The 13,127-nt window shown below is 44.0% G+C and carries 12 protein-coding genes; 7 read left to right on the top strand and 5 right to left on the bottom strand.

The genetic code is table 11. The features are described 5' to 3' along the window. Window positions 1–81 precede the first annotated feature (81 nt). A complete protein-coding gene (locus ABMY42_RS04280; protein WP_005446941.1) occupies window positions 82–570 on the top strand; it encodes an NYN domain-containing protein in 489 nt (162 codons plus the stop codon). A 99-nt stretch (window positions 571–669) separates the two neighbouring features. Here ABMY42_RS04280 and ABMY42_RS04275 read toward each other — a convergent pair whose 3' ends face one another. Next, a complete protein-coding gene (locus tag ABMY42_RS04275; RefSeq protein ID WP_005446939.1) occupies window positions 670–2,001 on the bottom strand; it encodes an anaerobic C4-dicarboxylate transporter in 1,332 nt (443 codons plus the stop codon). Between the two features lie 1,103 nt (window positions 2,002–3,104). On the opposite strand from ABMY42_RS04275, the gene ABMY42_RS04270 reads away from it, so the two are divergent. Next, window positions 3,105–3,845, top strand: a complete 741-nt coding sequence (locus tag ABMY42_RS04270; protein ID WP_005446937.1) for a siderophore ferric iron reductase — start codon at window positions 3,105–3,107, stop codon at window positions 3,843–3,845. A gap of 88 nt (window positions 3,846–3,933) precedes the next feature. Next, a complete protein-coding gene (locus ABMY42_RS04265) occupies window positions 3,934–6,105 on the top strand; it encodes a TonB-dependent receptor (protein WP_050908420.1) in 2,172 nt (723 codons plus the stop codon). A 71-nt stretch (window positions 6,106–6,176) separates the two neighbouring features. On the opposite strand, the gene ABMY42_RS04260 is transcribed toward ABMY42_RS04265, so the two are convergent. After that, window positions 6,177–6,365, bottom strand: coding sequence for a DUF2986 domain-containing protein (locus tag ABMY42_RS04260; protein WP_005446933.1), 189 nt, complete (start codon window positions 6,363–6,365; stop codon window positions 6,177–6,179). Window positions 6,366–6,437: 72 nt separating this feature from the next. Here ABMY42_RS04260 and ABMY42_RS04255 point away from each other — a divergent pair, with 72 nt between their 5' ends. Next, window positions 6,438–6,947 carry a GNAT family N-acetyltransferase gene (locus ABMY42_RS04255; RefSeq protein WP_009696653.1) on the top strand — a complete coding sequence of 170 codons (510 nt, stop codon included), beginning with the start codon at window positions 6,438–6,440 and terminating at the stop codon, window positions 6,945–6,947. A gap of 253 nt (window positions 6,948–7,200) precedes the next feature. After that, window positions 7,201–7,599: a nitrous oxide-stimulated promoter family protein gene (locus ABMY42_RS04250; RefSeq protein WP_005446930.1), complete on the top strand. Its 399-nt coding sequence runs from the start codon at window positions 7,201–7,203 to the stop codon at window positions 7,597–7,599. A 7-nt stretch (window positions 7,600–7,606) separates the two neighbouring features. Here ABMY42_RS04250 and ABMY42_RS04245 read toward each other — a convergent pair whose 3' ends face one another. Further along, the gene (locus ABMY42_RS04245; protein WP_349266028.1) at window positions 7,607–8,992 is read right to left on the bottom strand and encodes an MATE family efflux transporter; all 1,386 of its coding nucleotides are present in this window, start codon (window positions 8,990–8,992) and stop codon (window positions 7,607–7,609) included. Between the two features lie 52 nt (window positions 8,993–9,044). Between ABMY42_RS04245 and ABMY42_RS04240 the strand changes: the two genes are divergently transcribed. Continuing rightward, complete coding sequence (locus ABMY42_RS04240) at window positions 9,045–9,941, top strand: AraC family transcriptional regulator (protein WP_029789304.1); 897 nt, start codon at window positions 9,045–9,047, stop codon at window positions 9,939–9,941. Window positions 9,942–10,047: 106 nt separating this feature from the next. Here ABMY42_RS04240 and ABMY42_RS04235 read toward each other — a convergent pair whose 3' ends face one another. Together ABMY42_RS04235 and trxC are read right to left on the bottom strand one after the other, a co-directional pair. Then, window positions 10,048–11,208, bottom strand: a complete 1,161-nt coding sequence (locus ABMY42_RS04235; RefSeq protein WP_050908418.1) for an MFS transporter — start codon at window positions 11,206–11,208, stop codon at window positions 10,048–10,050. 176 nt (window positions 11,209–11,384) lie between these two features. Next, window positions 11,385–11,819 (bottom strand): thioredoxin TrxC, encoded by a 435-nt coding sequence (trxC, locus tag ABMY42_RS04230; protein ID WP_005446926.1) that lies wholly within the window; start codon window positions 11,817–11,819, stop codon window positions 11,385–11,387. Window positions 11,820–11,984: 165 nt separating this feature from the next. On the opposite strand from trxC, the gene ABMY42_RS04225 reads away from it, so the two are divergent. Continuing rightward, complete coding sequence (locus ABMY42_RS04225) at window positions 11,985–13,082, top strand: ketoacyl-ACP synthase III (protein ID WP_017189083.1); 1,098 nt, start codon at window positions 11,985–11,987, stop codon at window positions 13,080–13,082. Window positions 13,083–13,127: the final 45 nt, after the last annotated feature.

Raw genomic sequence — 13,127 nt, 5'->3', positions numbered from 1 at the left:
AAGTTTAGTGGAATTAGCTCATTGTGCTTTGGTCCAAAGTGGCATAGGGTATGCGGCAAACAAATAAAGCGTATTAAATAGATGAACTCTGAAAGCAAACAAAAGATCGCAATCTTAGTCGACGTACAGAACGTGTATTACACCTGTCGTGAAGCGTACCGCAGCAATTTTGATTACAACCAGTTTTGGTATGTCGCGACACAAGGAAAAGAAGTGGTGAGTGCACGTGCCTATGCCATTGCGAGCAATGACCCAAAACAGCGTCAATTCCACCATATTTTGCGTGGTGTTGGGTTTGAGGTGATGCTTAAACCTTATATTCAACGTCGTGACGGGAGCTCGAAGGGCGATTGGGATGTAGGTATCACGCTAGATGCGATTGAGATTGCGCCGGAAGTGGATGAAGTGGTTCTGGTATCTGGCGATGGTGATTTTAGTTTGTTGGTGGAACGCATTCAGCAACGCTTTAACAAGAAAGTCACAGTGTATGGCGTACCAAAGTTAACTTCCCAAACCTTGATTGATTGCGCGGACCATTTTGTTGCTGTCGATGACGACTTTCTTCTTTAACTTCTTCTCGCTGTATAGCTTTGAGAATAAAGAAAGGGCGAGTCACTTCAGGCTGTACGTTAACGTACAATGACTCGCCCCAAACTATAAGTTGGTTAGTTACGAAGGAATGATCATTTGTCCTAGCACGTAACCCAAGCAACAAGCACCAATCACACCAATTAAACCCACAGACATGAATGAGTGGTTGAAGTACCACTTGCCAATCTTAGTCGTACCTGAAGTATCGAAGTTTACTGTCGCGATATCAGAAGGGTAGTTAGGGATAAAGAAGTAGCCGTAAACCGCTGGCATTAAGCCGATAAGCAGTGCAGGGTCCAAGCCTAGTCCGAGACCAACAGGTAACATCATACGCGCTGTTGCTGCTTGAGAGTTCACTACTACTGATACGATGAATAGCGCGAGTGCGAATGTCCAAGGATAGTTGGTTACCATTTCAACAATGCCGGACTTGAATTGAGGCATCGCGTATTGGAAGTAGGTATCTGACATCCATGCAATACCGAAGATAGCAATCGCTGCCACCATACCGGATTTAAAAACAACGCCGTTTGGCACGTCACGTGGGTCGGTTTTGGTCGCAAGCAAAATGATACCGCCGAAGCAGAGCATCATCATCTGAATAACCACCGCCATGCTGATTGGCTTCGCGCCATCGACGATGGTTCGCACTTCCGGCCACATCGCAATAACGACGATCACAAGAATCGACAGAATGAACAGCAAAACAGAGTTGCGTGCGCTCGCTGGAAGCACTTCGTCCAAAGAAGTTGCCGTTGTGTTTAAGATTTTCTCACGCCAAACCGGATCTTTTAGACGCTCTTGGTACTCTTCGTCATCTTCAAGCTCTTTACCGCGTTTCAAGCTGTATAGCGACATCAACAGCGTACCAAACAAGGTTGCTGGTACTGTTACGAGAAGAATCGATAGCAAGGTGATTTCGTGTTGAATGTCAGACAGCTGTGCTAGGTAGTAAACCACAGCGGCTGAAATTGGTGATGCCGTGATTGCGATTTGAGAAGCAACGGATGCCGCAGCCATCGGACGCTCAGGGCGAATGCCGTTTTTCAACGCAACGTCGCCAATGATTGGCATGATGGAGTATACCGCGTGACCAGTACCAAGTAGAAAGGTCATAAAGTAAGTGACGAACGGTGCAATGAGGGTAACGCGCTTAGGGTTCTTACGCAGTACGCGCTCGGCTACCTGCAACATGTATTTCAAACCGCCAGCGGCTTCAAGAATGGAAGCACAAGTAACCACCGCAAGGATGATCAGCATTACAGTGACGGGTGGAGAGGTTGGTGGCATCTTGAAGATAAAAACCTCAATGACCAAACCAATACCTGAAACGACACCAAGACCAATGCCGCCATACCGTGAACCGATATACAGCATCACGAGCAAAAATAGAAACTCAAGATACAACATGTTTAATTTCCTTATTAGAAACAGGGACTTTTATTGTTTCTATATTCAAGAAAAAAATACTTAGCCTTGTTCACATTCCATTTCATAGGAAATAGTAATGTCTAATAATTGGGAATAACTCACGCTACGGAGCCAAAGTGTTACGCTGCCTTTGAGCTGGTGTTGTTGGAATGTTTTTATCCACTAGTTCTGACGTTAAACCGAACCATTTTGGTGCAATCAACGACATTAACCGTATTTACCCATAAAAAGTCATACAAAACCTCAAACAGACTCTATTCATGAACGATATAGAGAACTGAACGGCGCTGAAAATACCAACAATGAAGGGGCTAGCACCCCCTATTGCTTTATTTGTCACATAAGAGGGTATGAACAATTGCCGTTATTGCCATTCGACTTATAAAACCTAGGCAGTCAAAAATAAAATTCCAGCTCTTGTTTTTTAATAGTCGTTTTCGCAAACGTTCAAGTTTTTTAAGCATGATTAAACCTTACTCTACTAGTTATCGCAGAGAGTTTATAAAATTTACTATTGGACTTCGTTCTTTGCTATGCTTTGCTTGGTTATGAAAGAATCTCATGAACTGAGTCTTGTGATTCGATGATGAACCCTGACGTTGCTCAGGGTTTTCTTTTATTTACTTTTCAAACTTAGCCTTCCTTTATTATTTGACAAACTATTATCTTTCTTTCAGTTACTTATATGATTGATTAGATAGAATTTAACATGGCGTATTGTGAAAACTCGTTTTGAACCATGAGTGGACGAGGTTTTGTTAAAACGTACTTACGGGGTAACGTCGCGATAAATCGTACCGAATTTCAAGAGTGATACGACTATTAGTTCTTCGTATTCTAATGTCTCGTTAAGTTGTACTGAGTATAAATGGAACGAAAGGACAAAGGCCAGTGAAAATCATTTCTTTATGTTGATGTCATCCTCTTATCATTATTAAGAAACTCGCAATTGTTGAGATATTTACTTTTGGTGTCGGTAGAATTGCGTAGTGATACGGCGGAAACTTTACTGATAATTATTTGCATTGAGTGCTTGGCTTGCGTATAACTGCGTTCAAACAAAAACGTACGTAAACACAACAATGTCTGAGCAGTTTTTTCCGCAACTCTTCCATTACTCAAAGGAAGTCACGCCATTCTTACACGGCAGTATTGGTGAGATTGGTGCTAGTGCAATCCATATCGATAACAACATCAATCCAATTGTACAATCACTCTACCAATCGCTTTCTCAAGCACATCCTGAAGCGGGTAAAGCCTATTGGCTAACTCGAACATGGGACCTGCTTTGTTGGCAGCCTATGTATGTGGCATTCATTTCGATCTATGGATTTCACACTTTGCCAAATCTACGGGGGATGGGGCAATACGTGCAGCAAGGGTTTGTCACGGGTTACCGCTTTGCTGATGAACAGCATATTCATGGTGAAATTGAAGAACTGATTGTCGAAGCTGGTAAGCAAATACGTGCACTTTATGACTTCTATCAGATTCAAATGAGTGATTGGACTCGCATACGCCCGGGCTTTACTCATCAATTGATGTCTGATGGTGTGATGGCATGCTTGATCCGACTCCAGCAACATTTTCCTCAATTTAGTGACGAGCTCATTCACCAGCATGCCAAGTTGTGGTTGGAAGCGCTTGGGTTAAGTTCTGAAAATACATCATCCCTGTACGCTTTTTCAGACGAGCGTCCTTTGAAATTAGTCCGAAAAAGCTGCTGTTTAGTCTACAAATGTGAAGGGCGAAAACTGTGCGAAGATTGCCCTCGAACAGAGGAAAATAAGCAGCTCGTCAAATCTCGAAGTACCGTAAAGTAACAAACATATAACATATGTAACAGTGCTCGATCTATGATTGAGAATGAGTATTATTGTCGACTTTGTAATTTATAAAAAGATAAAGACAATGATAAAAAGGAAGTTTTCTTTAAATCTCATCATGCTTGCGATGAGCAGTGGCTATGCAATTCAAGCACTTGCAGAAGAATCTAATATAAGCAAACAGAGTAATGCGGATGAACAAGTAGTGGTGGTTGGCAGTGTTATGCCTAAGTCCATTTCAGACATTCCGGGTACGGTTTGGTTCGTTGATCAAGAGCAGATCGCTCAACAATACCGAGCAGGAAAAAACCTTGGTGACATCTTATCGGCAACGATTCCGTCATTAGACGTTGGTACGGGTGGCCGAACTAACTACGCGCAGAACCTCCGTGGGCGTGCAATGTTGGTTATGATCGATGGGGTGTCATTACAATCCTCACGCCCAATCAGTCGTCAACTCGACGCGATTGACCCATTCAATATTGAACGTATTGAGGTGTTATCCGGTGCGACATCGATATACGGTGCCGGCGCAACGGGTGGTGTGATAAATATTGTCACAAAGAAAGCGACGTCAGATGAACTTGCATTTGAATCTTACGTGAGCGGTACGACCGGTTTTAATGGTGGTGACGATTTTGATTATAAGGTTGCCCAATCTGTCTCTGGCGGAAACGACAAAGTAAGTGCGCGTGGTTCGGTGGTGTACGGCGAAACTCAGGGTTTCTATGATGGTAATGGTGACATTGTCACGCCGGACATCTCACAAGGTTCACTGCAGTACAATTCAACGCTTGATGTGATGGGCTCTGCGGAGATTCAAACGTCAGATGAAAGCCAGCTTAGCCTAGTTGCGCAATACTATGATAGTCAACAAGACTCGCCTTATGGTCTGTACATTGTGGGGCGCGATTTCGTCGATGTACGTAAAGGATTTGAATCTGATCGCCAACACGGCACAGAACGTGTTCTTCTTAGTGCAAGTTACAGCCATGAGTCTGTATTAGGTCATCAATTGATTGGTGAGTTGTCCTATCGAAGTGAAGACCAAACTTTCACACCATATTTCCAAAGTGCTTCTCAGCAAGAAACAGAGGTTTTTGCAGGGCGTCTGGCGTTAGCGAAGAATTGGAACGATTTTAATCTTATCTATGGTATTGATGCTTATCTTGATCGTTTCGACAGTAACCAAGCACTCTTCGATTCGACGATTGCTAGTAATTCTGGAAACTTGATAAACAAGACGTATGCACAAGTTGGTCGTTACCCTGGCGTAGACGTGTCCTCTTACGCATTGTTTATTCAAGGGGACTACCAAATTACTTCGGATTGGTCTGTACAAGCAGGTTATCGCCATCAATACATGGATAACAAAGTTGATGACTTTGTCGCTTATAGTGTGCAGAAGAAGATTGCTGCAGGAGCGGGAACGTCGGCTGATTCAGTACCAGGTGGCAGTACAGATTACTCAGTTAACCTATTCAACCTTGGCACTATCTATCGGTTGAATGATGAGTCGCAAGTTTGGGCTAACTTCTCCCAAGGTTTCCAATTGGCGGACCCAGCGAAATACTATGGTCAGGGCAGTTACGATGCAGTAGATGCAAATGGTCATTACGCACTAAAAGACAGCATCAATGTATCTGATTCTAAATTGTCAGGCATTAAAACGGACAGTTACGAAATTGGTTACCGTTTAGATAAGGAAGCGTTGTCTCTTCAAGCAGCGGGTTATTACTCGTTGTCAGATAACTCAATCAAATACGACCGTAAAACTTTGCTGATTACCAGTGTGGATGACGAGCAACGTGTGTATGGTGCGGAAGCAAACATTAACTACTGGGTAACCAGCGATATTCTTGTTGGTGCTTCTGGTCATTATGTCGTATCTGAACTGAAGACCAATGGTAAGTGGGAAGATTTGAGTGCTGGTAAGGCAAGTACATCCAAAGCGAACGCTTGGGCAGCATGGTACCAAAACGATTACTCTGTGCGTCTACAAAGCCAAACTATGTTCGATTACGAAGATGATGCGAACAACAAGTTAGATGGATACACAACATTTGATTTGCTAGGCAGCGTGATACTGCCTGTTGGTCAATTAGGATTCGGAATCCAAAACCTGTTTAACGAGGATTACACCACGGTGTGGGGACAACGTGCGCAAATCCTATACGCAACTCACTATGAGTCTGCTGCTTATGACTATAAGGGAAGAGGTCGTACGTTCACGCTTAACTACAGCCTTGAGTACTAAAAGTCCGTATCTGAGATACAAATAAGCACGTTAAATTTGGATAAAAAAAGCCGCGTTATGCGGCTTTTCTTTTATGCTTCGTCTGTTGCTTGAGTTTCTTCAGTGGCTTGTGAAGTTTGCTCATTAGCTTGCTGTTCCGCTTCCATCTTCGCGCGTTCTGCTTTTGAGATGTAGCGAGGCTTATTGCTCTTATGAAGCTTTGCATTTTGTTTTTTCTGCTTCGCTTTTAAAATCGAATTAATTTTCTTCTTGCGGTTCATGGTGTTGGTCCTTTAATTTAGCGGGGCAGGATAGTGATTTTTCCGCCAAGTTACAACCCTAATGGATTCCCTATGAAAACACTTACTACCAAGCGCCTCACACTGCGTCTTGTCAGTGTAGAAGATGCGCCGTTTATTTTAGAACTCTACAACCAGCCAGACTTTTATCGTTTCGTCGGTGACAAACAAATTCGAACCCTAGAAGAAGCCAAGCGTTACATCCAAGATAACATGTTAAGAATGCAGGAACTTAAGGGTGTCAGTTTGCTGGTGGTTGAAACCAACCATGATAAACAGCCAGTTGGCATTTGTGGTTTGGTTAAACGCGATACATTAACAGCGTTTGATATTGGTTACGGTTATCTGCCTAGCGCTTATGGCAAAGGTTACGCGAAAGAAGCCGCAAGTGTCGTCGTGGATTTTGCTCGTGAGGAAATGAATATAGAAAACTTGGTCGCTATCACCAATAATGACAATATTCGCAGTATAAGTTTGCTAGAAAAATTGGGTTTTCAGTTTGAACGCGTTGAGCAGACTTACGATAATGGTCGAACTTTACAGCTCTATACGATGGAGTTGTAACCAGATAAGTAACTAAAGTCCTTTTAGTCAAAGCCTTATTGTTAAGGTCTCTGGGTTATACCAAGTAACCTGAGATACTAGGTTCAGCGTGAATGACTTGGTTTTTTAGTCAAACAAATGGCTACGTCAAACAACTTGGAAAGAGCTTGCTATTACACGGCGTAGTTTTCTTTGCTCTCGAATCAATGATAGGGCTCTAATCCTGCATCTTGAAGTCACTTGGGTATGAATCTGTTTTAGTTAGAGGAAAAAAATGAGCGACATTTTGTTAGGTAAACTCGCCACTGAATTTAAAACCGTCAAGGCGATGGTCGAGGTTTACTGTAAAGACCACCATGGCACAAAAGGTGAGCTATGCGCGGAATGTCGCGAATTGTTAGAATATGCGGAAGTTCGGCTTGACCGTTGTCCTTACGGAGAAGACAAGCCGACTTGCAATAAATGCCCAATACATTGCTATAAACCGGAGCCTAAAGAGCAAATGCGTTTAGTGATGCGTTATTCAGGACCGAGAATGTTACTCAAGCATCCGATCTTAGCGATTCGGCACTTGGTGCATGAGAAGCGTGAGGTTCCAAATAAACCAGCTGCAAATGTGTCGAATCGCCACAAACGAATGAGTGCAGAACGCGAAGCCAAGAAGCCTAGTTAAAAACGTACTAAGAAGTCGTAACAACGGTGAGATTCTTGATCCAATACTTTTGCGTGTATCGACGATAACACAGTGCCAATTTCACTACTTCTTCTGCGATCATTAGTGCGTAAACGTATTTAAACTCCCAGTCTAAGACGAACGCGGCGACGGCGCACAAAGGCAATCCAGTCATCCACATCGCGATAAAGTCCATGCGTAAACAAAAGACGTTATCGCCACCCGCTCGAATAATGCCGTTTATGATGATCATGTTGAGCATGCGGAGCCAAATCGCGCTACATAAAATCACGACTGCGGGTGCCGCGAGTGGGTAAAGTTCTGAGTTATCTAGGTTCAATGCTGCAATGATTAACTCTCGATTTAGTAGCAGTAATGCGCCAATCGAAATACCAAACACAAACACCGCTTTAATGAAGAAGCTTGCCATGTGCTGAGCTTGCTCAAAGGCATCACGCCCTAACGACTGCCCAATCATCACTGAACACGCAACAGAGATTCCAAAAAAGATGGAATAACACAGAGATTCGAATGGACCTAACATGCTAAACACCGCGAGTTCTGTCGTGCCCATGTGACCAAAAATCATTTGATACACCATCGTACCAATGGCCCAAAGTAGCGCGCCTAAGGTCATTGGTAATGCCAAACGGCGATAAGAGAGCCACAAAGAGGGGCGTTCAACCCCTTCTTTTACTTCCAATAACCAATGTTTACGCCAACGCATATAGCCAATCATGGCTAGCACTTGGAATAAGCGAGAAATCGTCGTCGCTAATGCCGCACCTGCAACACCCATTGTAGGTATACCTAGCCCGCCTTTAATGAGCCAAAAGTTCAGAGCGATATTGAGCACAATAGTCATTGCTCCCATTAATAGCGGAGTGACGGTGTCACCAGACGATCGCATGCTGGCTTCTAATACAATAATGATGTGAGTCAGTAGCAACACAGGGAACGCATACCAAAGGTAGGTAGAACCAAGGTCAATGACTTGAATATCGCTGGTTTGCAGGCGCATGATCACTTCGCTGCCAACTGTGATAATTAGAGTGACAGGAATAAGCACCTTTAGACCAAAACGAATCGCAATACCGGTGACGGTTTTTGCACTTACGGCATCGTCTCGTCCCCAATATTGCGCAACAAGTGTGCCATTTGCAGATGCTAAACCTGCCATGATCATAATGGCGACAAAATGCCATTTTGATGCAATTCCCACAGCCGCGGTTGCTTCTTTACCAAAATCGCTAACCATGAGAACATCGGCTAAGGCAAGTATTGCTACCAAAGCACTCTGGATGGCGACAGGAAAACCCAAACAGACAATCTGCTTAAGTAGCCCGTTATATAAAGGGTTAGCACTATTTTTGATACCAATGTTGTTTGCCATAGTCACTCCTCAAATTTTGAGAGGAATATAAAGCGTATAGGAAAGGAAATACATGTGTGAAAAACCACAAAAGCTGTGCAAATCCGTCATTGAGCAATTTGCAACCAAAACGGAATGGCAAGATGACGTGTACTTGGCTCCTGCATGTAAGGAACGCTTTCTCACTTTGACAGAGATTCCTGAGTGGCATCGTGCAGACATTTTTATGGCAGGCTTGGCTGAGTTACGTGATGGTTATCATGTCGAAAGAAACAAAGTTGGTGTGCATACTTTGTTGTTTACGGTTGAAGGTGGTGGCGTTCTGATAACCCCCGATTCTGTCAAAGAGATAGAACCTTATACGCTGACCATTTTGCCTGTCGATACGTGCTTTCGGTTTGAAATGAATCCTGACAAAGATCATTGGAAAATGGTTTGGCTACTACCTCAGAATGCAGGTTCTTGGCGGCATCTGTCGGATCTTGGTCAGACGGTCATGCCTTTCCAAGGTTCAGAGCAAATTTGGGCGTTAATGACCTTGCTCTACAATGAGATAGGCGGTCGTACTGGTTTTCGTCAGTTATTGATCAGCGAAGTACAACGTTTAGTCAAAAGCGTCGAAACGCCTATCAGTAGCTCGCTTTCTCGCGTTCAAACATTATTTAATGAAGTGGAAGGGCAACTGCACCTACCTTGGACGGTCGCCGAGATGGCAAAGCGATGTTTTATAAGTGAAGAGCAGTTTAACCGACTGTCCAAACAATTATTCAACATGAGTCCGAGGAGCAAGTTAATTGAGCTTCGCATGCACAAAGCGGCGGACTTATTACAGTATCCAGCTTGGTCGGTTGTCATGATAGCAAACCGATTGGGTTATCGTGATCCTTACAACTTCACGCACCGATTTAAAAAGTTCTACGGCAGTTCGCCAACACGTTATCGCAAGAAATTATTGGAGAACCAAAACTAATGAGCCGGTTTAATTCCCCAATGATTTAAAGAGTAGAGTATTTCAGAAACAAAAAAACGAGGGCATGAACCCTCGTTTCTTTTGTCTGGTTGGGACAAGTTAAAAATTACAAACCTGCCGCCATTTGGTGCTTGGATTTAGTTGCTGCGATTAGCATGTAAATGCAAGTTGCAAGTAATGCTGCAAATAAGTAGCCCAACAAACCGTGCATTTGACCCATAAATTTATCAGCAACCACTGGACCTGCTACTGACCCCACGCTGTAGCTAAACAACATGACTTGCGTTGCAGACACGATGAAACGCTCGTCTAAGCCTTCACAACCTAGGTTAATCGCTATTGGGTATAGAGCGAATGTCGCCATGCCTAATAGGAACAACGCCACTGCCAACACCACCGCTGACGAAGAAATGAAAGTCAGTCCGATAGAGAAAATGCCAAGGATGCAGAAGAACGCCATTAGTACAGTACGTGCCATGTACTTGTTTAAGGTTGTCACCATAGGTTGAACCAACATACCGCCCAGAATCACTAACGCCATCAAAGTACCAATGTCTTGGTGGCTGATTTTACGGTTTGCGAGCTCTACTGGCATCAGACCGTAAATTGCTCCCAGAGTAAGACCAGAAACAACACAACCAATGATTGCTGCGTGGCTTAGTTTTGAAATCTGTTTGAACGACAGTGCAGTAGACTCATGGCTGTTTGGTTGTTCACAGTCGATGAATAGTAGCACTAGCATCGCCATCAAGATCAGTGTCGTGATGGCAACAAAAGGGACGCCACCACTTACGCCAAGAATGCCAATGCCAAATTGACCAAGCGCAGAACCGCCGTACAAAGAAAGCATGTATAGACTCAAACGTTTAGCGCGTGAGGATTCATCGCCAGACATTAGCCATGATTCTACGATGACGAATACGCCCGCTACTGCGATGCCCGCAATAAAGCGTGCAAATAGCCATACCATACCATTAGGAATAATCGGCAAAACGATGATCGTCAGAGAAAAGGCTGCCAAGCTACCGACAAACGCTTTACGGTGTCCAACGCTGCGAACGATTCGCTCAAAGAACATGGCACCAAACAATAGACCGCCATAGAACACACTCGCCAACCAACTCGCATAATCAGCAGAGATGTTGTATTCACCAAGCATAAGAGGGACCAAGCTCATCAAATAGCCTGATGCCACTGCATAAAGAGACAGTGCTACGACAGGAACTGTGACTCGTGGTGATGCTGCAGGAATGGCTGTGTTTTCCAATGTTTTGCGCCTATAAGTTAAGTAAAAATCAGGGGTTATTCGGCGCGAATATGAGGCTAATTAATAGGCAAGTAAAACGATATATTTGAGTCGTTTCGACAAAAGTTATTTATCGAAATTCTATGAGGAAATGCTGCATAAAAACGCCAGCCCGAGAGCGAGGCTGGCGACGGGGTTTATTTGTTAAGTGCTTGATTTAGCCACTGATCGAATTGAGTTTTTGGTAATGCTCCGTTGATCATGTCAACGCGTTGTCCATTCTTAAAAACCATGATGGTAGGGATACTACGAATACCGAATTGAGCCGCCAATTGTTGTTGAGCTTCAGTATCAATCTTGACAAAACGAGCGTTTCCGGTCTGTTCTTGTGCGACATCCGAGAAAACAGGAGCAAAACCAACGCATGGATTGCACCATGGCGCCCAGAAATCAACCACAACTGGAGTGTCACTCTCTAGTAGTGCTGAGAAGTTATCGATGGTGCCTTCTACAGGCGCACCATCAAATAAAGCGTTCTTACATTTACCGCAACTTGCAGCTTCTGCAACTCGCTCATTAGGGACACGATTTAAACCGCCACAAGACGGGCAACGAGTTTTAAACGATGACATGACTTCTTCCTTTATGACAACTTGATGAAAACATGACTTACCAGTCTGCTTCATAATTTGTATACTTATTTTTTAGCCTGCCGAAATACGATATGACAGGTTTGTATTTGGACCCGAACAGGTTCTAAGAAATTTCATTAAAATACAACAATAAATAGGTCTGCGATGACAAATTACTACGCTGAAATTACTGGCTGGGGAAAATGCCTTCCACCAGCTTCGCTCTCTAACGACGACCTTAGCACTTTCCTTGAAACTTCAGATGAATGGATTCGCACCCGTACTGGTATTGAAAACCGTCGCATTAGCCACGTAAATACGTCGGACATGGCAACGGTAGCTGCGCAACATGCGATGGCTCGTGCTGGCGTGGAAGCGAGTGACATCGACCTTATCATTGTTGCGACATGCTCTCCTGATTCTCTTATTCCAAACATTGCCTCTAAGGTGCAACAAAACCTTGGTATTCGCTCTGCTGCCGCGTTTGATTTAAACGCGGCGTGTACGGGTTTTGTCTACGGTCTTGAAACTGGTACGCGTTTGATCCAGTCGGGCAACTACCGTAATGCGATCATCATTGGTGCGGAACGTCTTTCTTTCTACATCGACTGGGCAATGCGTGATACGGCAGTATTGTTCGGTGATGGCGCTGGTGCAGTCGTTCTGACACGTACGGAGCAAGAAACGGGTCTTCTGCAATCACAAATTGGTTGTGATGCAAAAGGGCGAGACATTCTCTCTGTTCCTAAGTTTGGTACATGCATGGACCGCTTCGCTGAAGACAACGGTTATTGGGATTTCAACTTTGTTGGTCAAGAGATCTTTAAACGCGCAGTTAAAGGCATGGGGCTGGCTGCGAAAACGGTTCTGAAAGCTTCAGAGTTAACTACAGATCAAATCGACGTGGTAATCCCGCACCAAGCGAACATCCGTATCATCCAAACGCTGTGTGACCTTTCTGGTATCCCGCAAGAAAAAGCGTTCGTGAATATTCAAAACTACGGCAACACATCAGCAGCAACAGTGCCAATCGCATTGTGTGAAGCTCTTGAGCAAGGTCGCGTGAAGCCAGGTGATAACATGTTATTGGCTGCATTTGGCGCTGGTTTGACATGGGGCGCTGCTGTGTTGAAATGGGGTGACCGCGTAACGCCAATTGGCGAAAGTGAAGCGGCATTACCAGAAAGCGATAAGACCGCATTAGAACTTCTAGAGCGTGCAATCAAGCTATGTAATGAACGACCACGCAGTGAAGACGCTTAAATGAGATATCAAACTCAATAAATGAAAGGGAGCATAATGCTCCCT

The sequence above is a fragment of the Vibrio sp. SSH13-20 genome (assembly GCF_040104475.1).
GTDB classification, from domain to species: Bacteria; Pseudomonadota; Gammaproteobacteria; order Enterobacterales; family Vibrionaceae; genus Vibrio; species Vibrio harveyi.
Note: the sequence above shows the minus strand (reverse complement) of the source record. Positions and strands in the feature narration are given on the sequence as shown.